Source organism: Streptacidiphilus sp. PB12-B1b (assembly GCF_014084125.1).
GTDB lineage: Bacteria > Actinomycetota > Actinomycetes > Streptomycetales > Streptomycetaceae > Streptacidiphilus.
Window position 1 is genome coordinate 1,128,803 of record NZ_CP048405.1, and the last position, 25,742, is coordinate 1,154,544.

Here is a 25,742-nt window from a genome sequence, read left to right on the forward strand (position 1 = left end):
CTCGGGACTGATCGGCACGTGCCCGCGGGCCCGGGGCACGGAGGGGAAGCCTCGCATGTCCAGATGTGAAAGCGGCAGCCCCCGGTTCCCCGGGAACGGTACGGCCCGGACGCAGGACGCCGGGGTGCGGCATCCGGCATCCTGGACGCCTCGGTGGCGGCGGAAGGCGGGGGACTCTGATGTGCGGTCGGTATGCGTCGAGCCGTAAGCCGGAGGATCTGGCCAGGCTCTTCGGGGTGGAGTCCTGGGATCCCGACGAGGCGCCCGCGCCGGCCTGGAACATAGCGCCGACCGTTCCGGTGCACGCGGTGCTGGAGCGGCCGCTGAAGGGCGCGGACCCGCAGGCGGGGCCGGTCCGGCAACTGCGTCCGCTGCGGTGGGGGCTGGTGCCGTCGTGGGCGCAGTCCCCGGCGGTGGCGGTGAAGATGATCAACGCGCGGTCGGAGACCGTGCACGAGAAGCCGGCCTACCGGCGCTGTTTCGCCTCCCGGCGCTGCCTGCTGCCGGCCGACGGCTACTACGAGTGGGTCGCGCCGGAGGCCGAGCCGGGCGCGCCCAGGAAGGGCAGGGCCCCGAAGCAGGCGTACTTCATCACCCCGGCCGACGGCTCGGTGATGGCCATGGCCGGGCTGTACGAGTTCTGGCGCGACCCCAAGGCCCCGCAGGACCATCCGGACGCCTGGTGGGCCACCTGCACGGTGATCACCACCGCCGCCGAGCCCGCGCTGGCCGCCGTCCACCCGCGGATGCCGCTGGCGCTGACCCCCGACAGCTGGGACGCGTGGCTGGACCCGGCGCTGAACGACCCGGAGCGGGTCCGCGCGCTGCTGGTACCGCCGCCGCCGGGGCTGATGGAGGTGCGCCCGGTGTCGGCCGCCGTCGGCAGCGTCCGCAACGACGGCCCCGAGTTGCAGCGCCGGTGGCAGCCGGTGCCCGCGGAGGGCGGAACCACCCTGTTCTGACCCGGGTCGCGCACCCGGCCCGATCCCCGCCCGGACCGGGGGCGGGCCACCCGTTCGGCGAGCCGCAACCGGACACGGGAATGTGCGGCCGCGTCCCCTGGTTCACTCCCATGTCGGCATCGCAACGTCATGGAAGGCAGCGCTCATGGTTTCAGCGGCATGCTCCGCGCGTCCGGAGGGCGTCGGCGGGTCGCTTCTGTCCTGGTCCGAGTGGCCCGTTGGCATGGGCGGTTCCGTCACAAGCCCGATAGGCTCCTTTGCGAGCGGGTCCACCACCGTGGACCGCGCGTTCTTCGCTCAGGAGGTGAGTCCCGTCGCCGGGACCGAGGACGAGGCCGGAACAGCCGGAGGGGCGCGGGAGGCCGAGGCCGCCGTGCCGGTCGGGGCTGCGCCGATCGGGGCCGTGCCCATCCACGACGTGCCCATCGACGACGCGGACGGCGACACCTTCCGGGCCGCCGCCGAGGAGTCCGAGGCCGAGCGCTCCGCCCGCTTCGAGCGCGACGCCTTGGGCTACCTGGACCAGATGTACTCCGCCGCGCTGCGGATGACGCGCAACCCGGCCGACGCCGAGGACCTGCTGCAGGAGACCTTCGCCAAGGCGTTCGCCTCCTTCCACCAGTTCCGCGAGGGCACCAACCTCAAGGCGTGGCTGTACCGCATCCTGACCAACACGTTCATCAACTCGTACCGCAAGAAGCAGCGCGAGCCCCAGCGCACCGGCGCCGAGGAGATCGAGGACTGGCAGCTGGCGCGGGCCGAGTCGCACATGTCGACGGGCCTGCGCTCCGCCGAGACGGTCGCCCTGGACCACCTCCCGGACAGCGACGTCAAGGACGCCCTGCAGTCCATCCCCGAGGAGTTCCGGATCGCGGTGTATCTCGCGGACGTCGAGGGGTTCGCGTACAAGGAGATTGCCGACATCATGGGGACACCCATCGGCACGGTGATGTCCCGCCTGCACCGCGGTCGCCGCCAGCTGCGGGAGCTGCTGGAGGACTACGCCCGCGAGCGCGGACTGGTCCCGGCCGGCAGCGGTGCCGGGACAGGTGTCCCGCACGACCAGTCGAAAGGGTCGGGCTCATGAGCTGCGGCAACCACCACGACACCGAGTGCAGTGAGGTCCTCGACCACCTGTACGAGTACCTCGACAACGAGATGGGCGAGGGCGACTGCGCCAAGTTGCGCGAGCACTTCGACGAGTGCTCGCCGTGCCTGGAGAAGTACGGCCTCGAGCAGGCCATCAAGGCGCTGGTGAAGCGGTCCTGCGGGTGCGACACCGCCCCCTCGGACCTGCGCGGCAAGGTCCTCGCCCGGATCGAGCGGATCCGGGCCGGGCTGCCGGTCGAGGGCGACCTGGTCGCTCACACCGCGCCTGCGGGCGGGGCCGCGGCGGACGCCGAATCCTCGGCCGCGAGCCCGGTGCCGACCCCAGCGGCCGACTCCGGCCCCGGTCGTGACGCCGCATCATACGTTGCCGCGGAGGCCGTCGCGCGCGACTGACCGCGCCGCCGAGCCCCGTCCGCTCCCCGCTTGCCGCAGGTCCGACCAGGTCGGGCCGCCTGCGGACCGGCGTACGGGCGCGGAAATCCCGGCCGCACCGAAAGTGTCCGAACCATCCCATGGCCCCGAGGCGTCGAGCCCCGGGGCCTTGGCATGGTTGGATGCAGGAGAAGGGGGCGGGCCCCACGTGTGTGGCGGGCCGTCGAGCGGGCATGGAGTCGGTGAGCCGTCGTCGGTCGATCGTCGTCGGTGGAACCGTCGACAGGCGGCGGAGGAGACGGCTGATGCGGCGGCGGGGCGGACAGCAGGACCACGGCTGTGCGTGGCGTCGCGGCGCACGGCGACGTAGCGTGCTTGTGGAGGCGCACGTCGCACAGCACCACTGCGGGCAAGCCCGGACCACCGGGTGGAATCGGACGAGTGGCAGGCCGAGGTGAAGATCTTCAATCGGGCACGGCAAAGGCCGTCCGCCAGCTGGCGGCAGACGACCGACCGGGCCTTCACGCTCATCGGGAGCGGACGCCTGGAGGACGCCGGGGCGCTGCTGGTCCGCGCCGCGGACCTGGAGCCGTGGTTGTCCGACTCCTGGTTCAACCTCGCGCTGCTGCACAAGTTCCGCCGGGACTGGGAGCAGGCGCGGGCGGCCGGGCTGCGCGCCGTGGCCCTGCTCGACCGCAACCCCGGAGCCCCCGACTGGTGGAACCTGGGCATCGCCGCGACCGCGCTGCAGGACTGGGCCCTGGCCCGGCGCTCCTGGCAGGCGTACGGCCTGCGGCTGCCGCAGGGCGAGGGCCCGGTCAGCCTGGACTTCGGGACGACCCCGGTGCGGCTCTCCCCGGAGGGCGAGTCCGAGGTGGTCTGGGGCCGCAGACTCGACCCGGCCCGGGTCGAGGTGCTGTCGATCCCGCTGCCGTCCTCCGGCCGCCGCTGGGGCGAGGTGGTGCTGCACGACGGCACCCCGCACGGCGAGCGGGTCGCGGACGGCGTCCCCTACCCGGTCTTCGACGAGATCGAGCTGTGGGCGCCCTCCCCGGTGCCGACCTGGGTGGTGCTGCTGCAGGCCGAGACCGAGGCCGACCGGGACGCCCTGGAGCGGCTGGTCTCCGAGGCCGGCTACGCCGCCGAGGACTGGACGTCCTCGGTGCGGCTGCTGTGCCGGGACTGCTCCGAGAGCCGGATGCCCGCCGACGACGGCCACAGCGAGCACCACGACCCGCACGACGACGGGCAGCTCGGCCACCTCAGCCACCGCAGCGCGGGCGCCCTGTGGCTCCCCGAACGCGAGTGCGGCATGGCCGCCCCGGCCGACCTGGTCGGCCTGCTGCTGGACCGCTGGGTGCTCGGCAACCCGGCCGGTCGCGCCTACCGTGACCTGGAAGAAGTCTGCTGACCCCGCGGTTCCCCGTACCCTGGTGGCTTACCCGTGTACGGACTGAAGGCGAGTGGCAGCGGCATGTCGGAACAGCAGGTCGAGGAACAGGTCGAGGACGTCGCTGAGGACGCCGCCGCGCAGGCCGTCGGCGCACCGGCCGACGGGCAGGCCGAGGAGCGCGCCCCGCAGCAGGTCGTCGGCGAGGAGCCGGACCTGACCAGGGGGACGTTCCGGCCGGTCACCGTCGTCGGCAACCCGGTCCTGCACCACCCCTGCGCGACCGTCACCGAGTTCGGCCCGGAGCTCGCCGCCCTGGTGGACGACCTCTTCGTGACCATGTACGCGGCCGAGGGCGTGGGCCTCGCGGCCAACCAGATCGGCGTCGCCCAGCGGGTCTTCGTCTACGACTGCCCGGACGACGACGGCGTCCGCCACATCGGCGTGGTGGTCAACCCGGTCCTGGACGACCTCGACCCCGCCCAGCGCACCCTGGACGAGTCGCCCGAGGGCTGCCTGTCCGTCCCCGGCGCGTACGCGGACCTCGCCCGCCCGGAGTTCGCGGTCGTGCGCGGCCAGGACAAGGACGGCAAGGACATCGTGGTCGAGGGCACCGGCTTCTTCGCCCGCTGCCTCCAGCACGAGACCGACCACCTCAACGGCTACCTCTACATCGACCGGCTCTCCAAGCGGGACCGCAAGGACGCCCTGCGGCAGATGGCGGAGCTGACCCCGCGCTACGAGACCGTCCCCAACGACTGAGCCCCGGGCCCGCGACCGGGCCCCGGTCTTATCCGCGCCCTACCGGGCCGTGGGCGATCCTGGACAGCATGGACGTTGATGCTGCCCAGGACCGCGACACCACCGCCCCCGAGGCCGGCGCCCCCGTCGGCGCCGGCCGGGCCATGGCCTGGTTCCTGGTCGTCACCGGCGCCCTGGGCTTCCTGGCCTCCTTCACGCTCACCTACGAGCGCTTCAAGCTGCTCACCCAGCCCGGATACGTACCGAGCTGCAGCATCAACCCCATCATCAGCTGCGGCAATGTGATGACCAAGCCCCAGGCGGCGGTCTTCGGCTTCCCCAACCCGCTGATGGGCATCGCCGGCTTCGCCGTCGTCCTCGCCGTCGGCACCGGCCTCCTGGCCGGCGCCCGCTACCGCCGCTGGTACTGGGCCGGCCTGCAGCTCGGCACGGCCTTCGGCCTCGGCCTGATCTGCTGGCTGGTCGGCCAGTCCCTCTACAGCATCGGCGCGCTCTGCCCGTACTGCATGGTCGTCTGGGTGATCATCTTCCCGCTGTTCTGGTACGTCACCCTGCACAACCTCAAGCACTGCGTCATCCCCACCCCCGCCCGCTGGCGCAACCCCCTCGACGCCCTGCTCACCCTCCACTGGTTCGGCCCCCTGCTCTGGTACCTGGTCATCGGCGGCATGATCCTCATCCGCTTCTGGTCCTACTGGAAGACCCTGCTCTGAGAGCGGTGGGGCGGGTGGTGAGGTTGGTCCAGAGGCGGTGCGGGCGGAGTCGAAGCTGATGACGATGAGGGTGTCCAGGCCGGAGAGCGACTCGCGGGTGAGCGGGGTGTGCGCCTTCCTGGAGGCGAAGGGCTGTCCCGTCGTCGCCGTGGCCAACCCGCTGCGCGGGGTGGCGTCGGACTCGGCGTACCTGCTGAGCGTCCTGAAGACCATCAGCGGTCCGATCGTGCCGGTGGGGCACTCCTACGCGGGCTTCCTGATCAGCTCCGCGGCTGCGGCGGATCCCGAGGTCAAGGCGCTGGTCTATGTCGCCGCCTGCATCCCCGAGAAGGGCGAGAGCCCCGCGGAGCTGACCTACAAGTTCCCCGGGTCGCAGCTGACCGGGAGCAACCTGCTCACCCGCCCGGAGCCGGGCGGGACCGACATCTACATCAACCCGGCCGACTTCAGCTCGGTGTACGCCGGCGGCCTCTCCCCGGAGCAGACCGCGCCGGCGGAGCCGGCCACCGTCAACCCGCCGGCCTCCGTGCCCAAGTGGGAGATCGTCGCGCTCCACGACAACGCGATCCCGACCAAGGCCGAGTTCTCCATGGCCCAGCGGGCCTGCGCCCGGGGCGTCACCGCCGACTCGGCCATGACGTCCCGGCCGCCGCCCCGCAGGTGGTGGACCGCGTCATCCTCCAGGCGGCGCGCTCCGCCGGCTAGACCCGCCGGACCCGCGCCTCCCGCCGCGCCTTCCGCGCCGGGAGGCGCGATCCGCCCCGCCCGAGGTCGTCGACGCCGGGTCAGAAGTCGTCGTCGAAGGAGACCGAGCCCTCGACGGCCACCTGGTACGCGGAGACCCGGCGTTCGAAGAAGTTGGTGAGCTCCTGGACGCCCTGGAGCTCCATGAAGCCGAACGGGTTCTCCGAGCCGTAGCGGACCGGCAGGCCGAGGCGGGCGAGGCGCTGGTCGGCCACGCACTCCAGGTACTGCCGCATGGAGTCCGTGTTCATGCCGGGCAGGCCCTCGCCGCACAGGTCGCGGGCGAACTGCAGCTCGGCCTCGACGGCCTCCTCCAGCATCGCGGTGACCTGCGCGCCCAACTCGTCGTCCCACAGGTCGGGTTCCTCGGCGCGGACGGTGTCCACCACCTGGAACGCGAAGTCCATGTGCATGGACTCGTCGCGGAACACCCAGTTGGTGCCGGTGGCGAGCCCGTGCAGCAGGCCGCGCGAGCGGAACCAGTAGACGTACGCGAAGGCCCCGTAGAAGAACAGCCCCTCGATGCAGGCCGCGAAGCAGATCAGGTTGAGCAGGAAGCGCCGGCGGTCGGCCTTGGTGTGCAGCGCGTCGAGCTTCTCCACCTCGTTGATCCAGCGGAAGCAGAATTGGGCCTTCTCGCGGATGGAGGGGATGTTCTCCACCGCGGCGAAGGCCGCGTTGCGGTCCTCCGGGTCGGGCAGGTAGGTGTCCAGCAGGGTCAGGTAGAACTGGACGTGCACGGCCTCCTCGAACAGCTGGCGGGACAGGTACAACCGCGCCTCGGGCGAGTTGATGTGCTTGTACAGCGTCAGCACCAGGTTGTTGGAGACGATGGAGTCGCCGGTTGCGAAGAACGCGACCAGGCGGCCCAGCAGGTGGCGCTCGTCCGCGCTCAGCTTGGCCAGGTCGGCGACGTCCGAGTGCAGGTCCACCTCCTCCACGGTCCAGGTGTTCTTGATGGCGTTGCGGTAGTGCTCGTAGAAGTCCGGGTAGCGCATCGGACGCAGGGTCAGTTCGAAGCCCGGGTCGAGCAGGTTCTTCTCGGCGGCGCGGGGCGTGGCGGGGTCGGACATCACTGGCATGCCTCGCAGGACTCGGGGTTCTCAAGGGAGCAGGCGATCGCCGCGTCGTCCTCGACGATCGGCAGGTCGTTGGAGAGGTCGGCCGGCTGGCTCAGCGGCGGAGCGGCCTCGGTGACCGGCGCGGCCTCGGCGGCCTGGGCCGCCTGGGCGGCGCGGGCGATCCGGGTGGCCGGGCGGGAGCGCAGGTAGTAGGTGGTCTTCAGGCCGACCTTCCAGGCGTACGCGTACATCGAGCTGAGCTTGCCGATGGTGGGCGAGGCCAGGAACAGGTTCAGCGACTGGCTCTGATCCAGGTACGGCATCCGGGCCGCGGCCAGGTCGATCAGCGCGCGCTGCGGCAGCTCCCAGGCGGTGCGGTAGAGCGACTTGAGGTCGTCCGGCAGGCCGGGGATCTCCAGCGCCGAGCCGTTGGCCTCGCGCAGCGACTCGCGGGCGGCGGAGGTCCACAGCCCGAGCGCCTTGAGGTCGGCCACCAGGTACGGGTTGACCTGGAGGAACTCCCCGCTCAGGGTCTCCCGCTTGAACAGGTTGGACACCTGCGGCTCGATGCACTCGTACACGCCCGCGATGGAGGCGATGGTCGCGGTCGGGGCGATCGCCAGCAGCAGCGAGTTGCGCAGCCCGGTGACGGCGATCCGCTCGCGCAGCGCGGCCCAGCGGTCGGCCCAGGCGGTGGCGGTGTCGAAGTGGTCGATGTGCAGCTGGCCGCGCGCGGCGCGGGTCTCCTGGTACGCCTCGTGCCTGCCGAGGCGCTCGGCCAGGTCGCAGCTGGTCTCGTAGGCGGCGAGCATGATCCGCTCGGAGATCCGGGTGGACAGCTCCTTGGCCTCGGCCGAGTCGAAGTCCAGCCGGAGCCGGAAGAAGACGTCCTGCAGGCCCATGACGCCCAGGCCGACCGGCCGCCAGCGGGAGTTGGAGGCGGCGGCCTCGGGGGTCGGGTAGAAGTTGATGTCCACGACCCGGTCCAGGAAGGTCACGGCGGTGCGGACGGTGGCGTCCAGCCGCTCCCAGTCCATCGAGCCGTCGGCCAGCAGGTGCGCGCCGAGGTTGACCGAGCCGAGGTTGCAGACGGCGGTCTCGGAGTCGTCGGTGACCTCGATGATCTCCGTGCACAGGTTGGACGAGTGGACGGTGCGGCCGGGCAGCGCGGTCTGGTTGGCGGCGCGGTTGGAGGCGTCCTTGAAGGTCATCCAGCCGTTGCCGGTCTGCGCCAGGGTGCGCATCATCCGGGCGTACAGGGAGCGGGCCGGGACGGTGCGGGCGGCCAGCCCGGCGGCCTCGGCCTTGGTGTAGGCGGCGTCGAACTCCGCGCCCCACAGGTCGACCAGTTCGGGGACGTCGCCGGGGGAGAACAGCGACCACTCGGCGTCGGCCTCGACCCGGCGCATGAACTCGTCCGGGATCCAGTGCGCCAGGTTGAGGTTGTGGGTGCGCCGGGCCTCCTCGCCGGTGCTGTCGCGCAGCTCCAGGAACTCCTCGATGTCCGCGTGCCAGGTCTCCAGGTAGACGCAGGCGGCGCCCTTGCGCCGGCCGCCCTGGTTGACCGCCGCCACCGACGAGTCCAGCGTGCGCAGGAACGGCACGATGCCGTTGGACTGGCCGTTGGTGCCCCGGATCAGGCTGCCGCGCGAGCGGATCCGGCTGTACGACAGGCCGATGCCGCCCGCGTGCTTGCTGAGCCGGGCGATCTGCGCGTAGCGGGCGTAGATCGAGTCCAGCTCGTCCAGCGGGGAGTCCAGCAGGTAGCAGGAGGACATCTGCGGGTGCCGGGTGCCGGAGTTGAACAGGGTCGGCGAGGAGGGCAGGTACTCCAGCCGACTCATCAGCCGGTACAGCTCGGCGACCTCGGCCACGGAGCCGGTGTCCCCGCCGATCTGCAGCCCGCAGGCGACGCGCAGCATGAAGTGCTGCGGGGTCTCGATGACCTGACGGGTGATCGGGTGGCGCAGCAGGTAGCGGGAGTAGACGGTGCGCAGCCCGAAGTACTCGAAGCGGTCGTCCCCGGCGGGGTCGACCACCGCGTCCAGGGCCGCGGCGTGGGCGGCGACGAACGCGGCGGTGGGGTCGCCGATCAGCCCCTCGCGGTGACCGACAGTGATCGAGGCGGCGAAGCAGGTGGAGCCCTGGCCGGCCGCCTCCTCGCGGATCTCCTCGGCCAGGAGGCGGGCCGCGAGCCGGGAGTACTGCGGGTCCTCGGCGATGAGCGCGGCGGCGGCCTCGGTGGCCAGCCCGCGCAGTTCGGCGTAGTCCGCGCCGCCGCTGCGGCCGCGCAGGGCGGCGGCGGCGACCCGTCCGGGGTCCACCTCGGGGAGGTCGGCGGAGCGCTCGGTGAGCGTACGCAGCAGGGCAGCGCCGGGGCCGTCAGGGGTGCCGGGTGCACCGGCCTGGGCAGGCAGGGTGGCGGTTGCTGTGTCAGTCACGTTCGCTCCTCGTTGGCGGCGGCCGGTCGGCGAGGGGCCGCCTCGGGCGGAGCGAGGCGTGCGAAAGCGCAAGACGGCAGCGCGCAGCACATCCTCGGCCCACCCTCGGGGCCCGGAAGTCATGCCGTCGGCAGGTAATCGGACTTGCGGGCGCGATTCCGGGCGACCGGAAGGGTCGGGACGCTCGGGGCGCAGCCGCTCACCGCTGCGGGGCAGTCCCGGATTCGCACCGGGTTCCCCTGCTTCGACAGCGAGAGTGAGCATACATCTGGTGGCGCTGGCTGGAAGCACCACCAGATGTTGTGTCGGGCGTGAGCAGATTCACTGGACTAGTTCCAATGCATAGGTCATCAGTTCGACTCCCGGGGCGGGGGACCAGTCGCGGGCCGGGGTGCGTACGAAGCCGAGCCGTTCGTAGATCCGGTGCGCGCGGACCATGGCCGGCTGGGTCGACATCACCAGCCTCGGCAGGCCCCGCTCGCGCGCCCGTTCGATGCAGGCGCGCACCAGCGCCTCGCCCGCGCCCCGCCCGCGCGCCTCCGCCGAGACCGCCAGCATCCGGAACTCGCCCTCCTGCCCCTGCGCCAGATCCGCGTACGGAGAACCCGGCGGCGCGAAGGTCACCGACCCCAGCAGCGCCCCCGAGAGCGGGTCCACGGCGACCAGCAGCTCGGCCCGCCGGGCCCGGTCGCGGCCGTCGCGCAGGCGCGCCGCGTTGGCGCTGTCGCGCGCGGTGTGGCCGTCGCCGATGAAGGATTCGGCGGTGAGATCCCCGGCGGCGTCGAGCTCGGACGCGAGGGCGGGGCGGATGACGATGTCCATGCCCGAGAGTCTGCCCCAGCGCCGGAAGGGGCTCGGAACGGGGCCCGGCACCGGAATGGCGGTACCCGGTCGTCGTCGCCGAGCGTGACGACTGGTGGCGTGTCAGATTCAAAAAGTGACTACTACAACACGCATGCGCAGGACGATAGGACTGGGCCTGGCCGCCTTGGTGGCCGGGCCGCTGGGGGCGATGGGCACGGCGGGCATGGCCCACGCGGCCGCGACGGCGACGGCGACCGCGACGACGGCACGGGCGGGCGGGGCGGTACGCGCCGCCGCGCCGGAGGCGGCGGCCTGCGGGGCCGTCAGCAGGGCCTCGCACGACAGCGCCCAGCCCGCCGTGAGACCCCGTCAGTCGCACCGCACGAGCCCGGCGGGCGGCCACGCCTCCACCACCGGGCACCCGTCGCAGAGCCGGGCCGACCCGGGCTGCGACAGCGCCCGCCCGGCGGCCGACAGCGCGGTCCGCCCGCGGCCGCAGCGGCCCGTCCGGATCGCCCCGGCGACGGGAGCCCGGGCCGTCGACCTCCGGACGGCAGCGGCTCCGGCAGCGGCCGTGGCGGCGGCTGCGGCGGTGGACCCGCACCCAGCCCGCGCGGCGGCGCACACAGCACCGCACGCAGCACCGCACGCAGCACCGCACGGGACGCAGCCGCAGGCCGGGGGCAGCGCGGGCGGGGACGGCCGTGGGGAGACCGGCAAGGGCGGCAAGGGCAAGGGCGGCCACGGCCACGGCGCGGGGAAGGGCCACGGCGGTAAGGGCCACGGCGGCGGCAAGGGCGGCCACGGCGGGACGGACGCCGCCGTGCCGGTCGGGCTGGACGCGGTCGCGCACAGCGGCGGCCGTGGCGGCGCCGGGAACCAGGACGGCGGCTGGAGCGGTCAGGCCGCCGACGCCGACGGGAGCGGCGCCGGCTGGGCCGGTCGCGGCGGCCAGGACGGCGACGGCGACCACAGCGACCGCGGCGACCACGGCGGGCGGGACGGCCACGACGGCTGGGACGGCCGTGACGGTCACGGCGGCGCCCGGCCGGAGCTGGCCGCCACCGGCGTCTCCGGCGAGGGCACGCTGCTGATCGGCGGCGCCGCCGCCGTGGCGCTCGGCGGCGGCGCCGGGCTGCTGCTGCTCCGGCGGCGGGTGCTCAGGCGCTCTCTGTGAGCAGCTCCCGCAGCCGCCGCAGCTCCTCCGAGGTCAGCCCGAGGTGGCGCAGGTACGCCTGCATGCTGCCGTAGCGGCCGGACGTCCGGCGGAGGAAGAGGGCGAGCAGGTCGGGGTGGACCGGTCGGGAGATCCGGTCCACCCCGTGTTCGTCGAGGTAGTGCACCGGTTCGCCGAGCAGCCCGAGGCCAAGGTTGGACAGGACGTAGTCGTCGGTGATGTCGGCCTCGTCCACGCCCAGGGCGGAGAGGATGACGGCCACGGTGACCCCGGTGCGGTCCTTGCCGACGGCGCAGTGCAGCAGCGCGGGCAGCGCGCCGGGCTCCAGCAGCCGCCGGACGCAGGCGAGGATCGGCGGGCCCGCGACGTCCGCCATGAAGGCGTACATGGGCTCCAGCGGGTGGTGCGGGGCGGCCGGGGCCCCGCCCTGCCCGTCGGCGTCCGGCTCGCCGTCGAGGGAGGCGTCGGGGGAGGCGTCGACGGCCGAGTCCGGGTTGCCGGAGGTGGCTTCGAACGGCGGCAGGGTCGGCAGGTTGACCGAGCTGAACGGCAGCCCGTGGGACAGGTCCGGCCAGCGCCGGATCTCGGGCTCGCTGCGCAGGTCGACAACGGTGTTCAGGCCCAGCTCGGCCAGGCGTTCGGCACCCTCGGGCGTCAGCTCGCCGAGCGCGCCCGAGCGGTAGAGCGCGCCCGCGCGCACCCGTCGGCCGTCGGCGGCGGCGAACCCGCCGACGTCGCGCAGGTTGTGCACGCCGGGGACGTCCAGCAGGCGCTCGCTGCCGGTCAGCGCGCCGGCAGCGGATATGGCGGGGGTGTCGGTGGTCTCCATGGCCGCCACCCTAGGGCGCGGGCGCTCCGCTCCACCCGGCCCCCGCCGACTGCGGGGCCCGGGCGGAGCGGGGGTCACAGGCCCGCGGCGGCGGAGAGGTCGCGGGTGAGGTCGGCCAGCAGGTCGGCCGCCCGGGCGCGCGCGGGGGCGAGGCCGGAGGCGGAGGCGACCGGGAGGACGACCTCCAGGTAGCACTTGAGCTTGGGCTCGGTGCCGGACGGGCGGACCACCACCCGGGCCGCGGCGACCGCGTCGCCGCTGAGCCGGTAGCGCAGGCCGTCGGTGGGCGGCAGCCCGCCCACCCCCTGGTCCAGGTCGTCGGCCTGGTCCACGGCCAGCCCGCCGAGCGCGGTCGGCGGCTGTTCCCGCAGCCGGGCCATGGCCGCGTCGATCAGCTTCAGGTCGGTCAGCCGCACCGACAGCTGGCTGGTGGCGTGCAGCCCGTGCCGGACGGCCAGCTCGTCCAGCAGGTCGTTCAGGGTGCGGCCGTCGGCCTTGAGGACGGCGGCGAGTTCGGCGACGGCCAGGGCGGCGGTGATGCCGTCCTTGTCGCGCACGCCCTGCGGGTCGACGCAGTAGCCGAGCGCCTCCTCGTAGCCGTAGCGCAGTCCGGGGGCGCGGGAGATCCACTTGAAGCCGGTGAGGGTCTCGGCGTAGGGCAGCCCGGCGGCTTCGGCGATCCGCGACAGCAGTGAGGAGGAGACGATGGTGGTGGCGAAGGCCCCCTGCGCGCCGCGCGCGGCCAGGTGGGTGGCGAGCAGGGCGCCCACCTCGTCCCCGTGCAGCATCCGCCAGCCGGCGTCGTCAGCGTCGGCGGTACCGGCGTCGGTGGCGCGGACGGCGACGGCGAGGCGGTCGGCGTCCGGGTCGTTGGCGATGATCAGGTCGGGCTGTCCGGGCGGGCCCTGCTCGGCCGCGGTGCGGATGGCCAGGTCCATCGCCCCCGGCTCCTCCGGGTTGGGGAAGGCGACGGTGGGGAAGTCCGGGTCGGGGTCGGCCTGGGCGGCCACCGTCAGCGGGGCCGGGAAGCCCGCGCGGTCGAAGGCGGCGAGCAGCGTGTCCCGGCCGACGCCGTGCAGCGGGGTGTAGACGACGCTCAGGTCGCGCGGGGTGGCCGGGTCCAGGGTGGTGAGCGCGCGGGCCAGGTACGGCTCGACGATCTGCTGTCCGGTCAGCACCTGCCAGCCCCCGGCGGCGCGCGGGACGTCCGCCAGCGAGCCGATGGCGTCGATCCGGGCGGCGATGTCGGCGTCCTGCGGCGGGACGATCTGCGCGCCGTCGCCCAGGTAGACCTTGTAGCCGTTGTCCCGGGCCGGGTTGTGGCTGGCGGTGACCATCACCCCGGCCACCGCGCCCAGGTGGCGGATGGCGAAGGCCAGCACCGGCGTGGGCAGCGGGCCGGGCAGCAGCGCGGCCCGCAGCCCCGCCCCGACCACGGCGGCGGCCGTGTCCAGGGCGAAGTCGCGCGACTTGTACCGGGCGTCGTAGCCGATCACCACCAGGCCGTCCGGGGAGTCCTGGCGCAGGTAGGCGGCCAGCCCGGCGGCGGTGCGCAGCACCACGGCGCGGTTCATCCGGGTCGGCCCGGCACCCATCTCGCCGCGCAGCCCGGCGGTGCCGAACCGCAGCGTCCCGGAGAACCGCTCGGCCAGCTCGGACCAGGCCCGGGCCTCGTCCTCGGAGCCGTCGCCCTCGCCGCACTCGGCGGCGGCGAGGAGGGCGGACAGCTCGGCCCGGGTGTCCGGGTCGGGGTCCTCGGCGAGCCAGCTCCGGGCCCGGGAGAGCAGGTCGGTGGCGGGGATCGGCGTCATGGAGTCATCCGTTCCGTTCATTGTCCGGCGCCTCGGTGGCCGGGGTGGTCGTCCGGTGGTGTTCGCCGTTGGTCTCCGGGGGTGGCCCGGCGGCGGGCGGCGGGCGCCGGTCAGCCGGTGGTCACAGCCGCTGCAGGACGTCGGCGAGCAGCGCCCCCATGCGGGAGGCGGACGCCTGGCCTGCGGCCAGCACCTCGGCGTGGTTGAGCGGCTCGCCGCTCAGGCCCGCGGCGAGGTTGGTGACCAGGGAGAGGCCGAGGACCTCGGCCCCCGCCTCGCGGGCGGCGATGGCCTCGAGGACGGTGGACATGCCGACCAGGTCCGCGCCCATCGTCCGGACCATCCGGATCTCGGCCGGGGTCTCGTAGTGCGGGCCGGGGAACTGGGCGTAGACGCCCTCCTCCAGGCCGGGGTCGACCTCCCGGCACAGGGCGCGCAGGCGCGGCGAGTAGAGGTCGGTGAGGTCGACGAAGTTGGCGCCGACGATGGGCGAGGCCGCCGTCAGGTTGAGGTGGTCGCTGATGAGCACCGGCTGGCCGGGCGTCATGCCCGCCCGCAGGCCGCCGCAGCCGTTGGTGAGGACCACCGTGCGGCATCCGGCGGCGACGGCGGTGCGGACGCCGTGGGCGACGGCGGCGACGCCGTGCCCCTCGTAGTAGTGGGTGCGGCCGAGGAAGACCAGGGCGCGGGTGCCGCCGATCTGGAGCGACCGGACCTTGCCGGAGTGGCCGGCGACGGCGGGCGGTGGGAACCCGGGGAGTTCGGTGACCGGGAACTCGCAGGCAGGGGCGCCGAGCTCGTCGGCTGCCGGAACCCAGCCGGAGCCCATCACCAGAGCCACGTCGTGCTGTTCCACACCGGTGAGGGCGCGCACGGCTGCGGCGGCGTCCTTGGCGGCGGCGTAGGGATCGGTGATGACCGACTGAAGGTATGCGTTCACGCGACGAGGATAACCACGAAACCTACGCGCGTAGAAGTGGTCCGGGCCGATGGTCCCGGTTTGGCACCGTCTGGTCCATCCCGAGGTCCGTCAGATGGACGCCCGGACCGGCGTCGGACGGGTATCGATTGAGGAGGAAAGCGGACAGAATGCCGCGCCCGCCCGGCAGGGCCTAGCAGGGGCGCTTGCGCAGTTCCATCACGTAGTCGTGCGGGGCGCCCGCGGACTCCGCCGCGTCGGCGATGATGCCGAGGTAGCGCGCCGAGGGCAGGCCGCCCTCGTAGTCGTTGAGGACGTACGTCCAGGCGGTGAGGTCGCCCTCCAGGGTGTGCACCCGCACCCGGACCTTGCGGTAGAAGCCCAGCGGCAGGCCCTCCCAGCGGTCGAGCCCGGCCTCGTCGCCCGGGGCGATGTCGTAGAGGCCGACGAAGACCTGGTCCTTCTCGTCCTCGACCACGGTGGCGATGGAGCCCTCCCAGCCGAACTGCTCGCCGCCGAAGGTCAGCCGCCAGCCGTCCAGCCAGCCGGTGCAGCGCAGCGGGGAGTGCGGGGCGCGGCGGCTCATCTGCCGCGCGTCGAGGTTGCTGGCGTAGGCGGCATAGAGCGACATGCGGCATAGCCTACGGGAGCCGCCGGTACGCGGGCGGAGCCGTGGTGTCGCCCACCCCTCGCGGTGCGGGACAATGGCTCATGTGACTCGCATTGTGATCATTGGTGGCGGACCCGGCGGCTACGAGGCGGCACTCGTCGCCGCTCAACTCGGCGCGGAGGTGACCGTCGTCGACCGCGACGGCCTCGGCGGGGCGGCGGTGCTGACCGACTGCGTGCCCTCCAAGACGCTGATCGCCACCGCCGAGGTGATGACCAGCTTCGACAGCTCCTACGAGGAGCTGGGCATCAAGGTCGCGGCGGACCCGTCCAGTGCCCGCGTGGTCGGGGTGGACCTGGGCAAGGTCAACCGACGCGTCAAGCGGCTCGCGGTCGCCCAGTCGCACGACATCACCCAGTCCGTCACCCGGGCCGGGATCACCCTGCTGCGCGGCTTCGGCCGGCTGGAGGGCGGCCAGGACATCGACGGCTCGCGCGCCGTCGTGGTCGACCTGGTCGACGGCGGGACGCAGACGCTGCGCGCCGACGCCGTGCTGATCGCCACCGGCAACCGCCCGCGCGAGCTGCCCGAGGCCAAGCCGGACGGCGAGCGCATCCTCACCTGGACTCAGGTCTACGACCTGGACGAGCTGCCGGACGAGCTGATCGTGGTCGGTTCCGGCGTCACCGGCGCCGAGTTCGCCGGCGCCTACCAGGCCCTCGGCTCCAAGGTGACGCTGGTCTCCAGCCGCGACCGGGTGCTGCCCGGCGAGGACCCGGACGCCGCCGCGGTGCTGGAGGACGTCTTCAAGCGGCGCGGCATGAACGTCATCTCCCGCTCGCGCGGCGAGGCGGCCCGGCGGGTCGGCGACAAGGTCGAGGTGACGCTGACCGGCGGCCAGGTGATCACCGGCTCGCACGTGCTGATGGCGGTCGGCTCCATCCCCAACACCGCGGGCATGGGCCTGGAGGAGGCCGGGGTCAAGCTGACCGACGGCGGCCAGGTCAAGGTGGACCGGGTGTCCCGGACCTCCGCCCCGGGCGTGTACGCGGCCGGCGACTGCACCGGCGTGCTGGCGCTGGCCTCGGTCGCCGCCATGCAGGGGCGCATCGCCATGTACCACGCGCTGGGCGACGCGGTGCAGCCGCTGAACCTGAAGACGGTCGCCGCCAACGTCTTCACCGACCCGGAGATCGCCACGGTCGGCTACAGCGCCGCCGACGTCGAGTGCGGCAAGATGGACGCGGTCTGCGTCAAGCTGCCGCTGCGCGGCAACCCGCGCGCCAAGATGCAGGGCATCCGGGACGGCTTCGTGAAGCTGTTCTGCCGCCCCGGCACCGGCATCGTCGTCGGCGGGGTGATCGTCGCGCCGCGCGCCAGCGAGCTGATCCACCCGATCTCGCTGGCGGTGGAGCTCAACCTGACCGTGGAGCAGGTCTCCGGCGCGTTCACGGTCTACCCCTCGGTGTCCGGCTCGGTCGCCGAGGCCGCGCGCCAGCTGCACATCCGCAAACGCGCCGACCAGTCCTGACGGCCCGTCCGGCCCCGCTTTCCCCCGTACGGGGGAGCGGGGGCCGGTGCGGGCGGCGCGAATTGTAGCGCTGCGCGCCGCTGGCTGGTGGACAACTTCGGCTACTAGGTGCAAACGCCTGAAAGCAGACGGTCATGCACGTTACCGTCTGTTTCGTGTTCGCAGCAGAACGTCGCCAGTTGATCCTCGAAATGGTGCGCGCCAACGGAGCGGTATCGCTCCGGGAGCTCGCACGAGTCGTCCAGACCTCCGAAGTGACCGTGCGCCGTGACGTACGCGCTTTGGAGGCCGAGGGCCTCCTCGACCGCCGGCACGGGGGCGCGGTGCTCCCCGGCGGTCTCTCACGGGAGCCCGGATACCCGCAGAAGACCCATCTCGCCGCCGCCGAGAAGAGCGCGATCGCGGACCTCGCCGCGTCGATGGTCGCCGAGGGCGACGCCATCGTCGTCGGGGCGGGCACGACCACGCAGGAGCTGGCCAGGCGGCTGGCCAGGGTGCCCGGCCTGACCGTGGTCACCAACTCGCTGCTCGTCGCCCAGGTGCTGGCGCACGCCAACCGGGTGGAGGTGGTGATGACCGGCGGCACCCTGCGCGGCTCCAACTACGCCCTGGTGGGCAGCGGGGCCGAGCAGTCCCTGCAGGGGCTGCGGGTGTCCCGGGCCTTCGTCTCCGGCAGCGGGCTGACCGCCGAGCGCGGCCTGTCCACCACCAACATGCTCTCCGCCAGCGTGGACCGGGCCCTGGTGGCCGCCGCCGCCGAGGTCGTGGTCCTGGCCGACCACGCCAAGCTCGGCAGCGACACCATGTTCCAGACGGTCGGCACCGACGGCATCGCCTACCTGGTGACCAACGAGGCCGCGACGGCCTCGGAGCCCGCCGTACGGGAGCTGGACGCGCTGGCGGACCGGGGCGTCCAGGTGTGCGTCGCCCCGGCCGTCCAGGGCAGCCCGGGGGCCGTCCCGATGGTGGTGCTGCCGTCGGTGGCCGGGCCCTCCGGCCCGGCCGGGCCCGCGGGCGGCCCCGGCGGGCCGGGTGCCCCGGTGGGCGGAGCGCCCCTGCGCGGCCCGTTCCCGGCGCAGCGGCGGTCACCCGTCGCCGCCCCGGTGCTGCGCGGCCGCACCGGCACCGCCTAGCCCCCGGCTGCCCCCTCCCGCCATCGCCGGGCCCGGACGGCGGCTGCCCCCTGCCCGCGGTGACGGCGGGCAGGGGGCAGCCGGGGTGCGGGCCGCGGGGCGGGCCTGCGTCAGTCCTTGATCTCGCAGATCACCGCGCCGCTGGTGACGGTCGCGCCGATGGCCGCGCTCAGGCCGACGACGGTGCCCGCCTTGTGCGCGTTCAGCGGCTGCTCCATCTTCATCGCCTCCAGGACGACGACCAGTTCGCCCTCGGCGACGGTCTGGCCCTCCTCGACCGCGACCTTGACGATGGTGCCCTGCATCGGCGACGCCAGGCTGTCGCCGGACGCCGCAGAGCCGGACTTGCCGCTCACCGCCCGGCGCTTGGACTTGGCGGCGGCGGGCTTCGCCGAGGCCACCGCGCCCAGGCCGGACGGCAGCGACACCTCGATGCGCTTGCCGCCGACCTCGACCACCACGGTCTCCCGGGCGTCGGGCTCCTCGGCCTCCGCGCCGCTCGGGGCGAACGGCGGGATGGTGTTGTCGAAGTCGGTCTCGATCCACCGGGTGTAGATCGTGAACGGCTCGTCGCTGTCCTGCAGTTCCGGGGCGAACGCCGGGTCGGTGACGACCGCGCGGTGGAACGGGAGGGCCGTGGCCATGCCCTCGACCTGGAACTCGGCCAGTGCCCGGGAGGCCCGCTGCAGCGCCTGCTTGCGGGTGGCGCCGGTGATGATCAGCTTGGCCAGCAGCGAGTCCCAGGCCGGGCCGATCACCGAGCCGGCCTCGACGCCGGAGTCCAGCCGGACGCCCGGGCCGGTCGGCGCCGCGAACGCGGTCACCGTGCCCGGGGCGGGCAGGAAGCCTCGGCCCGGGTCCTCGCCGTTGATGCGGAACTCGAAGGAGTGACCCCGCAGCTCGGGGTCGCCGTAGCCGAGCTCCTCGCCGTCGGCGATCCGGAACTGCTCGCGGACCAGGTCCAGCCCGGTGACCTCCTCGGTGACCGGGTGCTCGACCTGGAGCCGGGTGTTCACCTCCAGGAAGGAGATGGTGCCGTCGACGGCGACCAGGAACTCGCAGGTGCCGGCGCCGACATAGCCCGCCTCGCGCAGGATGGCCTTGGAGGCCGCGTACAGCTCGGCGTTCTGGACCTCGGTCAGGAACGGCGCCGGGGCCTCCTCGACCAGCTTCTGGTGCCGGCGCTGGAGCGAGCAGTCGCGGGTGGAGACCACCACGACGTTGCCGTGGGTGTCGGCCAGGCACTGCGTCTCGACGTGGCGCGGCCGGTCGAGGTAGCGCTCGACGAAGCACTCGCCCCGGCCGAAGGCGGCGACGGCCTCACGGACCGCCGAGTCGTACAGCTCCGGCACCTCTTCGAGGGTGCGGGCGACCTTGAGGCCGCGCCCGCCGCCGCCGAAGGCCGCCTTGATGGCGATCGGCAGGCCGTGCTCGCGGGCGAAGGCCACCACCTCGTCCGGCCCGGAGACCGGGTCGGGGGTGCCGGCCACCAGCGGCGCGCCCGCGCGCTGGGCGATGTGACGGGCCGCGACCTTGTCGCCGAGGTCGCGGATGGCCTGCGGCGGCGGGCCGATCCAGATCAGGCCGGCGTCGAGCACGGCCTGGGCGAACTCGGCGTTCTCGGACAGGAATCCGTAGCCGGGGTGGATCGAGTCCGCGCCGGAGTCGGCTGCGGCCTTCAGTACCTTGGCGAAGTCCAGGTAACTGGTGGCCGGGGTGTCGCCACCGAGGGCGAAGGCCTCGTCGGCCGCGCGGACGTGCAGCGCGTCCCGGTCCGGCTCGGCGTACACGGCGACGCTGGCGATACCTGCGTCTCGGCAGGCCCGGGCTACGCGGACTGCGATTTCTCCGCGGTTGGCGATGAGCACCTTGCGCACAATGGCTCCCTTCTTGAACCGTGGATGAGTTTATGGACTCCGCGGGGCCGCTGCCGAGTCGGTTCCCGTGGTGAGCTTGCCCACACGGAGGGTGATTCCTTCCGCCCAACGGTACGCCGGGCTGTCGGGACGAGGGGTTCGCCCCGCCCCTTCCGTACGTGATTACCAATCAGTAAGGTGCGCTCATGCGGAGGTGGACGGCGGGTGCGGCGGTCGTGCTGCTGGTGCTGGAGGCATTGGCCTCGGGCCTGGTCGGCGCGGTCCTCGGTGATGCGGTGACAAGGCAGAACATGTCCTTCGGGGGCCTGGCGCCCCGGGCCATGGCCGTCGGGGCATGGGTCGGACTGGGGGCGCTGGCGGTCTTCCTGCTGGTGACCGCCGCGGCGGTCGCGCGCACGGCTCTGCGCGGCCGGTCGATGGGGCGGCCCACAAGGATTCTGCTGATTGTCTGTGCGGTGCTCCACGGGGTGCTCGCGGCCGGGCTGCTGGCGCTGTCCGGCGTGTCGGCGTTCGCGGTGCTGGCCGTGACCCTGACGCTGCTGGTGCTGCTGCTGTTCACGCCGCATCAGCCGGCTCCTGGCCCGGGGCAGCTCCTGGCACCGGACGCGGCGCCGACGCCTGTGCCGTGACGTCCCCGACGAACTCCACCACGTCCGCGCCGTAGGAGCCGGGCTGGATCACGCGCAGCATCAGCGCGAAGGTCCCGTGCGGCCCGTGGGCGCGGATCAGCTCGCGGTAGCGGCGCGCGAGCACGCGCACCGCCGCGAGGTTGGAGTTGGCCGTCTGGCCGCAGACGAGGAACGTCGGGCGCTCGCCCTCGCCGCCGGTGATCCGGGCCAGCAGGACGTACTCCACCACGCCCTTCTCCCGGGCGTAGACGCGGTCGCCGATGACCAGTTCGTTGATGCCGGCCTCCCAGTCGCCCCGGAACACGACGCCCGGCAGCCGCCAGCGCAGGTGCGCCGCCGTCCGCTCGTTCGCGGACGGCCCGCCTATGCTGAACTCGGCCCGGCCGCCCACCCCCTGACGGACCTCGTTGGCCCCGATGATCTCCGCCTCCGCGCCGCACTCGCGGACCAGTGCGGCCAGTTCCATCATCGCGTAGACGTCCCGCTGGGCGATGACCCGGTCCTCGGCGGTGGTGCCCGCCTTGCGCGGCGCGACGATCAGGCACTCGGTGCCGGCCCGCATGCCGAAGAACGCCCGCTTGCGCTCCAGGCTGCGGCGGCGCAGGGACGCCTGCACCACCCACGCCAGCGCGGCGCTCACCGCGCTCGACACCACGCCCAGAACGATGTTGAGCACACTGCCGTCCACGTGCCCCCCTCCCCAGGTGATCCGGGGGACACGTTAGCGGCCGGGTCGGACAGTCCGTCAGCGTTCCCGTGACTACGGCCCGGGGCGGCTCCGGCCGGGGGCCCGGCGGGGCCCGGGCTCAGGCCCACAGGTCGGTGATGCCGACGCCCAACTCGGCCAGCAGCGACCGCAGCAGCGGCAGCGACAGCCCGATGACATTGCCCGGGTCGCCGTCGATTCCGTCCACGAACGGCGCCGAGCGACCGTCCAGGGTGAACGCCCCGGCCACGTGCAGCGGCTCGCCGGTGGCGATGTAGGCGGCGACCTCGGCGTCGCTCGGGGTGCCGAAGCGGACGGTGGTGGAGGCGGTCGCCGAGACCCGACGGCCGCTGCGGGTGTCGATCACGCAGTGGCCGGTCTGCAGCACCCCGCTGCGCCCGCGCATCGCCTGCCAGCGGCGCAGCGCCTCGGCCTCGTCGGCGGGCTTGCCCAGCGCTTGGCCGTCCAGCTCCAGCACCGAGTCGCAGCCGATGACCAGGGCGGCCTCCGGGCCCTGCGGGCCGTCCAGGGTGGCGGCGACGGCGGCGGCCTTGGCCTCGGCCAGCCGCAGCGCCAGCTCGGCCGGGGTGGGCGCGGTCAGCGCGCTCTCGTCCACCCCGCTGACGATCACCCGCGGGTCGAGCCCGGCCTGCCGCAGCAGCCCCAGGCGCGCGGGGGAGGCGGAGGCGAGGACGAGGGCGGGGGCGGCTGCTTGATCCATGGCGACCAGCGTAGAGGCCCGCAGCGGCGCCGCCCGCGCCGGGCCGTCACCCCGGCCGTCATCCCGCCGTCACCCCCCCGGCTGTCGCCACGGGCGCCCGTCACCGGGGCCAGGCCGTCACCAGGACGAGCAGCAGCACCGCGAAGACCGCGACCAGCGCGCCGAGACGGCGCAGCAGCGCGTTCACGCGGTTCCGCTCCTGAGCGGCGTCGTCCACGGGGTCGGACCACAGCATGCCTTCCAGCGTGCTCCTGCGGGCCGGTCCCGCGCCTGAGTACGCGTACTCAGTTCACGGATCCGGCCCGGCCCCGGGACGGCGGTGTCGGCGGCGGGTGTCAGTGCGCCCAGGCGGAGGTGCGCCAGGCGTGCGCGCCGGGGCGCGGGGGGCGGTTCATCGCGCGGGCGCGGTCGGACCAGAGCGACGCCGGGGCGGCGTCCTCGGACCGGGCGGCCGATGCCGCCGCCCGGGCGGAGACCACTGCCAGGACGGCGGCGAGCTCCTCCGGGCTGGGCTGACCGTGCAGGACCCTGATCGGTGCCATCTGCGCTCTCCTCCTCTGAGGGGGCCGGTGCTGGAGGCCGGTGCTGAGGGACGGGTGCGGGGCCCGGCTAGAGCGGGATGTTGCCGTGCTTCTTGGGCGGCAGCACCTCGCGCTTGTTGCGCAGCGCCCGCAGTCCCCGGACGATGTGCCGACGCGTCTCGGACGGCATCACCACAGCATCCACATACCCGCGTTCGGCCGCGATGTACGGGTTCAGCAGGGTGTCCTCGTACGCCTCCATCAGCTCGGCGCGCTTGGCGTCCGGATCCTCGGCGGCCGCCAGGGTGGCCCGGTGCAGGATGTTGACCGCGCCCTGCGCGCCCATCACCGCGATCTGCGCGGTCGGCCAGGCCAGGTTGAGGTCCGCGCCCAGGTGCTTGGAGCCCATGACGTCGTACGCGCCGCCGTACGCCTTGCGGGTGATCACGGTGATCAGCGGCACGGTGGCCTCGGCGTAGGCGTAGATCAGCTTGGCGCCGCGGCGGATGATGCCGTTCCACTCCTGGCCGGTGCCGGGCAGGAAGCCGGGTACGTCGACGAAGGTCAGCACCGGGACGTTGAAGGCGTCGCAGGTGCGCACGAAGCGCGCGGCCTTCTCCGAGGCGTCGATGTCCAGGCAGCCGGCGAACTGCATCGGCTGGTTGGCGACGATGCCCACGGCGTGGCCCTCGACCCGGCCGAAGCCGGTGATCATGTTGGGCGCGAACAGCGACTGGGTCTCCAGGAACTCGCCCTCGTCCAGGACGTGCGCGATGACCGTGTGCATGTCGTAGGGCTGGTTGGCGGAGTCCGGGACGATCGAGTCCAGCTCCAGGTCGAGCGCGGTGACGCCGAGGTCGGCCTCCTCGGGGTAGGCCGGGGGCTCCTCCAGGTTGTTGGAGGGCAGGTAGGAGAGGAGCGCCTTGACGTAGTCGATGGCCTCCTTCTCGTCCGAGGCCAGGTGGTGCGCGTTGCCGGAGCGCGAGTTGTGGGTGCGCGCCCCGCCCAGCTCCTCCATGCCGACGTCCTCGCCGGTGACGGTCTTGATGACGTCCGGGCCGGTGATGAACATGTGCGAGGTCCGGTCGGCCATCACGACGAAGTCGGTGATCGCCGGGGAGTACACCGCGCCGCCCGCGCAGGGGCCCATGACCAGCGAGATCTGCGGGATCACCCCGGACGCCAGAACGTTTCGGCGGAAGATCTCGCCGTACAGGCCGAGCGAGGCGACGCCCTCCTGGATCCGGGCGCCGCCCGAGTCGTTGATGCCGATCATCGGACAGCCGGTCTTCAGCGCGAAGTCCATCACCTTGACGATCTTCTCGCCGAAGACCTCGCCGAGCGAGCCGCCGAAGACGGTGAAGTCCTGCGCGAAGACCGCGACCTGGCGGCCGTCGACGGTGCCGTAGCCGGTGACGACGCCGTCGCCGTAGGGACGGGTCTGCTCCTGGCCGAAGTTGGTGGAGCGGTGGCGGGCGAACTCGTCGAACTCCACGAAGGAGCCCTCGTCGAGCAGCTGCGCGACCCGCTCGCGGGCGGTCAGCTTGCCCTTGGCGTGCTGCTTCTCCACCGCGCGCGCGGAGCCGGAGTGCGCTGCCTCGTCCAGCCGGCGCTGCAGCTCGGCGATCTTCCCGGCGGTGGTGTGGCTCGCTGCGCCCTCGTTGGCGATCTCGGCTTGGGACATGACCGGCGCGACTCCCGTCAGGAGGGGGTGGTGCGGCCGGGGAGGAGGGATTCCCGGCAGCAGCAACGGGTGAGGTTTCTGCTCAGTAGCGTAGCCATGACAGCAGCGTGTCGGATACGCCAAGTGACCGGCGTCATAGGCTGGGGTAGTGACTTCTCCCTGGAGCGACCTGGAGCGGCCGCCGCTGCGCGCCGCCGCGTTGGAACGAGCCCTGGTACGGCCCGGTGGCCTCTGGACATCCGTACGAGTGGTGGACGCCACCGGCTCGACCAACAGCGACCTGATGGCGCAGGCCAGGGCCGGTGCGCCGGGCGGCGCGGTGCTGGTCGCCGAGGAGCAGACGGCCGGGCGCGGGCGGCTCGACCGGAGCTGGAGCGCCCCGGCCCGGTCGGGGCTGTTCCTCTCGCTGCTGCTGCGCCCCGGCGTGGACGGCGACGCCCCGGACCTGCCGGATGCGGACAGCGACGGAGTCCCGGGCGAGGCGGCCGGCGGCGTGGCCTGGGCCGGCGGGGTGCCGCGCGAGCACTGGGGCTGGCTGCCGCTGCTGGTCGGGGTGGCGGCCGGGGCGGCGCTCGGGCAGACCGCCGGGATCGAGCTGCGGCTCAAATGGCCCAACGACCTGCTGGTGACCGTGGACGGCGAGGAGCGCAAGACCGGCGGCATCCTGGCCGAGCTGGCGGGCAGCGGCGGGGACGCCGACGCAGTGGTGGTGGGCATCGGGCTGAACGTCACGCTGCGCGCCCGGGAGCTGCCGGTGCCCGCCGCCGCCTCGCTGGCCCTGGCCGGGGCCGCCGTCACCGACCGGGAGACGCTGCTGCGGTCGCTGCTGCGCACCTTCGCCGAGCTGTACGAGGAGTGGCGCTCGGCCGGCGGCGATCCGGAGGCCAGCGGGCTGCGCCGGGCCTACGCGGCGCAGTGCGCCACCCTGGGCCGCCGGGTGCGGGTCGAACTGCCGGGCGGGCGGGAGCTGCTGGGCGAGGCGGTGGACGTGGACGGGGTCGGCCGGCTGGTGGTCCGGACCGCGTCCGGCGAGGAGCGGCCGGTCGGAGCGGGCGATGTCGTGCACGTACGCCCGGGGGCGAAGCCCCTGGAAGGATGAATCCGTGCGAGGATTCGGGCGGCGGTGTGAGCAAGGACACAGCAGCCGAGTGCTGTGATGCATGGACGCGAGGATGGACTGGTGGGCGACGAGGATCGGGCGGCCGGGCAGTGGGATGCCGATGCGCTGCCGGAGG

Annotated in this window: 25 protein-coding genes and 1 riboswitch; of the genes, 12 read left to right on the top strand and 13 right to left on the bottom strand. The window is 73.5% G+C overall.

The window, feature by feature from the left end:
• Nucleotides 1–179: 179 nt before the first annotated feature.
• From GXW83_RS05245 to GXW83_RS05275, 7 genes are all read left to right on the top strand, one after another.
• Nucleotides 180–962: an SOS response-associated peptidase gene (locus GXW83_RS05245; protein ID WP_182441732.1), complete on the top strand. Its 783-nt coding sequence runs from the start codon at nt 180–182 to the stop codon at nt 960–962.
• Nucleotides 963–1,371: 409 nt separating this feature from the next.
• Nucleotides 1,372–2,049, top strand: coding sequence for a sigma-70 family RNA polymerase sigma factor (locus GXW83_RS05250; RefSeq protein ID WP_182447094.1), 678 nt, complete (start codon nt 1,372–1,374; stop codon nt 2,047–2,049).
• A complete protein-coding gene (gene rsrA / locus GXW83_RS05255; RefSeq protein ID WP_182441733.1) occupies nt 2,046–2,465 on the top strand; it encodes a mycothiol system anti-sigma-R factor in 420 nt (139 codons plus the stop codon). The genes GXW83_RS05250 and rsrA overlap by 4 nt, the downstream gene beginning before the upstream one ends.
• Before the next feature lie 433 nt (nt 2,466–2,898).
• Nucleotides 2,899–3,855, top strand: coding sequence for a hypothetical protein (locus GXW83_RS05260; protein ID WP_182447095.1), 957 nt, complete (start codon nt 2,899–2,901; stop codon nt 3,853–3,855).
• A gap of 63 nt (nt 3,856–3,918) precedes the next feature.
• Nucleotides 3,919–4,596, top strand: coding sequence for a peptide deformylase (def, locus tag GXW83_RS05265; protein ID WP_182441734.1), 678 nt, complete (start codon nt 3,919–3,921; stop codon nt 4,594–4,596).
• Nucleotides 4,597–4,664: 68 nt separating this feature from the next.
• Nucleotides 4,665–5,309 carry a vitamin K epoxide reductase family protein gene (locus tag GXW83_RS05270; RefSeq protein WP_182441735.1) on the top strand — a complete coding sequence of 215 codons (645 nt, stop codon included), beginning with the start codon at nt 4,665–4,667 and terminating at the stop codon, nt 5,307–5,309.
• Nucleotides 5,310–5,373: 64 nt separating this feature from the next.
• A complete protein-coding gene (locus tag GXW83_RS05275) occupies nt 5,374–6,174 on the top strand; it encodes an alpha/beta hydrolase (protein ID WP_182441736.1) in 801 nt (266 codons plus the stop codon).
• Here GXW83_RS05275 and GXW83_RS05280 read toward each other — a convergent pair.
• The 3 genes from GXW83_RS05280 to GXW83_RS05290 all read right to left on the bottom strand — a co-directional run bounded on the left by GXW83_RS05280 (nt 6,095) and on the right by GXW83_RS05290 (nt 10,377).
• The gene (locus GXW83_RS05280; RefSeq protein ID WP_182441737.1) at nt 6,095–7,126 is read right to left on the bottom strand and encodes a ribonucleotide-diphosphate reductase subunit beta; all 1,032 of its coding nucleotides are present in this window, start codon (nt 7,124–7,126) and stop codon (nt 6,095–6,097) included. The two genes, GXW83_RS05275 and GXW83_RS05280, sit on opposite strands and share 80 nt — an antisense overlap.
• Nucleotides 7,126–9,555: a ribonucleoside-diphosphate reductase subunit alpha gene (locus GXW83_RS05285; RefSeq protein WP_225446767.1), complete on the bottom strand. Its 2,430-nt coding sequence runs from the start codon at nt 9,553–9,555 to the stop codon at nt 7,126–7,128. The genes GXW83_RS05280 and GXW83_RS05285 overlap by 1 nt, the downstream gene beginning before the upstream one ends.
• Nucleotides 9,556–9,666: 111 nt before the next feature.
• Nucleotides 9,667–9,865: riboswitch (cobalamin riboswitch) on the bottom strand.
• A gap of 11 nt (nt 9,866–9,876) precedes the next feature.
• Nucleotides 9,877–10,377, bottom strand: coding sequence for a GNAT family N-acetyltransferase (locus GXW83_RS05290; protein WP_182441739.1), 501 nt, complete (start codon nt 10,375–10,377; stop codon nt 9,877–9,879).
• Between the two features lie 133 nt (nt 10,378–10,510).
• Between GXW83_RS05290 and GXW83_RS05295 the strand changes: the two genes are divergently transcribed.
• Entirely contained in the window at nt 10,511–11,536 is a 1,026-nt protein-coding gene (locus GXW83_RS05295; RefSeq protein WP_182441740.1) for an LPXTG cell wall anchor domain-containing protein, read from the top strand.
• On the opposite strand, the gene GXW83_RS05300 is transcribed toward GXW83_RS05295, so the two are convergent.
• The 4 genes from GXW83_RS05300 to GXW83_RS05315 form a co-directional block, all read right to left on the bottom strand.
• Nucleotides 11,520–12,365: a tyrosine-protein phosphatase gene (locus tag GXW83_RS05300; RefSeq protein WP_182441741.1), complete on the bottom strand. Its 846-nt coding sequence runs from the start codon at nt 12,363–12,365 to the stop codon at nt 11,520–11,522. The genes GXW83_RS05295 and GXW83_RS05300 overlap by 17 nt on opposite strands.
• 74 nt (nt 12,366–12,439) lie before the next feature.
• Nucleotides 12,440–14,176, bottom strand: a complete 1,737-nt coding sequence (locus GXW83_RS05305) for a phospho-sugar mutase (RefSeq protein WP_182441742.1) — start codon at nt 14,174–14,176, stop codon at nt 12,440–12,442.
• A gap of 121 nt (nt 14,177–14,297) precedes the next feature.
• On the bottom strand, nt 14,298–15,116 hold the full coding sequence (locus tag GXW83_RS05310; RefSeq protein ID WP_182441743.1) for a purine-nucleoside phosphorylase: 819 nt from the start codon (nt 15,114–15,116) through the stop codon (nt 14,298–14,300).
• 172 nt (nt 15,117–15,288) lie between these two features.
• Nucleotides 15,289–15,726, bottom strand: a complete 438-nt coding sequence (locus GXW83_RS05315; RefSeq protein ID WP_182441744.1) for a gamma-glutamylcyclotransferase — start codon at nt 15,724–15,726, stop codon at nt 15,289–15,291.
• Nucleotides 15,727–15,799: 73 nt separating this feature from the next.
• Between GXW83_RS05315 and GXW83_RS05320 the strand changes: the two genes are divergently transcribed.
• Together GXW83_RS05320 and GXW83_RS05325 are read left to right on the top strand one after the other, a co-directional pair.
• Entirely contained in the window at nt 15,800–17,236 is a 1,437-nt protein-coding gene (locus GXW83_RS05320; RefSeq protein ID WP_182441745.1) for an NAD(P)H-quinone dehydrogenase, read from the top strand.
• 191 nt (nt 17,237–17,427) lie between these two features.
• Nucleotides 17,428–18,369 carry a DeoR/GlpR family DNA-binding transcription regulator gene (locus tag GXW83_RS05325; protein ID WP_255431349.1) on the top strand — a complete coding sequence of 314 codons (942 nt, stop codon included), beginning with the start codon at nt 17,428–17,430 and terminating at the stop codon, nt 18,367–18,369.
• 110 nt (nt 18,370–18,479) lie between these two features.
• Here the strand turns inward: GXW83_RS05325 and GXW83_RS05330 are convergent, their stop codons facing one another.
• Entirely contained in the window at nt 18,480–20,246 is a 1,767-nt protein-coding gene (locus GXW83_RS05330; protein WP_182441747.1) for a biotin carboxylase N-terminal domain-containing protein, read from the bottom strand.
• Nucleotides 20,247–20,461: 215 nt separating this feature from the next.
• Between GXW83_RS05330 and GXW83_RS05335 the strand changes: the two genes are divergently transcribed.
• Nucleotides 20,462–20,875: a hypothetical protein gene (locus GXW83_RS05335; protein WP_225446768.1), complete on the top strand. Its 414-nt coding sequence runs from the start codon at nt 20,462–20,464 to the stop codon at nt 20,873–20,875.
• Here the strand turns inward: GXW83_RS05335 and GXW83_RS05340 are convergent.
• The 5 genes from GXW83_RS05340 to GXW83_RS05355 form a co-directional block, all read right to left on the bottom strand.
• The gene (locus GXW83_RS05340) at nt 20,802–21,563 is read right to left on the bottom strand and encodes a hypothetical protein (RefSeq protein WP_182441749.1); all 762 of its coding nucleotides are present in this window, start codon (nt 21,561–21,563) and stop codon (nt 20,802–20,804) included. The two genes, GXW83_RS05335 and GXW83_RS05340, sit on opposite strands and share 74 nt — an antisense overlap.
• 118 nt (nt 21,564–21,681) lie before the next feature.
• The gene (locus GXW83_RS05345) at nt 21,682–22,302 is read right to left on the bottom strand and encodes a nucleoside triphosphate pyrophosphatase (RefSeq protein ID WP_182441750.1); all 621 of its coding nucleotides are present in this window, start codon (nt 22,300–22,302) and stop codon (nt 21,682–21,684) included.
• Nucleotides 22,303–22,402: 100 nt separating this feature from the next.
• On the bottom strand, nt 22,403–22,537 hold the full coding sequence (gene mmpB, locus GXW83_RS34785; RefSeq protein WP_255431284.1) for a morphogenic membrane protein MmpB: 135 nt from the start codon (nt 22,535–22,537) through the stop codon (nt 22,403–22,405).
• A gap of 100 nt (nt 22,538–22,637) precedes the next feature.
• Nucleotides 22,638–22,844, bottom strand: coding sequence for an acyl-CoA carboxylase subunit epsilon (locus GXW83_RS05350; protein ID WP_182441751.1), 207 nt, complete (start codon nt 22,842–22,844; stop codon nt 22,638–22,640).
• Nucleotides 22,845–22,911: 67 nt separating this feature from the next.
• Entirely contained in the window at nt 22,912–24,507 is a 1,596-nt protein-coding gene (locus GXW83_RS05355) for an acyl-CoA carboxylase subunit beta (RefSeq protein WP_182441752.1), read from the bottom strand.
• A gap of 148 nt (nt 24,508–24,655) precedes the next feature.
• Here GXW83_RS05355 and GXW83_RS05360 point away from each other — a divergent pair, with 148 nt between their 5' ends.
• The gene (locus GXW83_RS05360) at nt 24,656–25,606 is read left to right on the top strand and encodes a biotin--[acetyl-CoA-carboxylase] ligase (protein ID WP_182441753.1); all 951 of its coding nucleotides are present in this window, start codon (nt 24,656–24,658) and stop codon (nt 25,604–25,606) included.
• Nucleotides 25,607–25,742: the final 136 nt, after the last annotated feature.

Coding starts and splice junctions, on each gene's coding strand:
- GXW83_RS05245 (WP_182441732.1), top strand. CDS start 180: ATGTGCGGTCGGTATGCGTCGAGCCGTAAGCCGGAGGATCTGGCCAGG.
- rsrA (WP_182441733.1), top strand. CDS start 2,046: ATGAGCTGCGGCAACCACCACGACACCGAGTGCAGTGAGGTCCTCGAC.
- def (WP_182441734.1), top strand. CDS start 3,919: ATGTCGGAACAGCAGGTCGAGGAACAGGTCGAGGACGTCGCTGAGGAC.
- GXW83_RS05270 (WP_182441735.1), top strand. CDS start 4,665: ATGGACGTTGATGCTGCCCAGGACCGCGACACCACCGCCCCCGAGGCC.
- GXW83_RS05275 (WP_182441736.1), top strand. CDS start 5,374: ATGAGGGTGTCCAGGCCGGAGAGCGACTCGCGGGTGAGCGGGGTGTGC.
- GXW83_RS05280 (WP_182441737.1), bottom strand. CDS start 7,126: ATGTCCGACCCCGCCACGCCCCGCGCCGCCGAGAAGAACCTGCTCGAC.
- GXW83_RS05290 (WP_182441739.1), bottom strand. CDS start 10,377: ATGGACATCGTCATCCGCCCCGCCCTCGCGTCCGAGCTCGACGCCGCC.
- GXW83_RS05295 (WP_182441740.1), top strand. CDS start 10,511: ATGCGCAGGACGATAGGACTGGGCCTGGCCGCCTTGGTGGCCGGGCCG.
- GXW83_RS05300 (WP_182441741.1), bottom strand. CDS start 12,365: ATGGAGACCACCGACACCCCCGCCATATCCGCTGCCGGCGCGCTGACC.
- GXW83_RS05305 (WP_182441742.1), bottom strand. CDS start 14,176: ATGACGCCGATCCCCGCCACCGACCTGCTCTCCCGGGCCCGGAGCTGG.
- GXW83_RS05315 (WP_182441744.1), bottom strand. CDS start 15,726: ATGTCGCTCTATGCCGCCTACGCCAGCAACCTCGACGCGCGGCAGATG.
- GXW83_RS05320 (WP_182441745.1), top strand. CDS start 15,800: ATGGCTCATGTGACTCGCATTGTGATCATTGGTGGCGGACCCGGCGGC.
- GXW83_RS05325 (WP_255431349.1), top strand. CDS start 17,428: ATGGTGCGCGCCAACGGAGCGGTATCGCTCCGGGAGCTCGCACGAGTC.
- GXW83_RS05345 (WP_182441750.1), bottom strand. CDS start 22,302: ATGGATCAAGCAGCCGCCCCCGCCCTCGTCCTCGCCTCCGCCTCCCCC.
- mmpB (WP_255431284.1), bottom strand. CDS start 22,537: ATGCTGTGGTCCGACCCCGTGGACGACGCCGCTCAGGAGCGGAACCGC.
- GXW83_RS05350 (WP_182441751.1), bottom strand. CDS start 22,844: ATGGCACCGATCAGGGTCCTGCACGGTCAGCCCAGCCCGGAGGAGCTC.
- GXW83_RS05355 (WP_182441752.1), bottom strand. CDS start 24,507: ATGTCCCAAGCCGAGATCGCCAACGAGGGCGCAGCGAGCCACACCACC.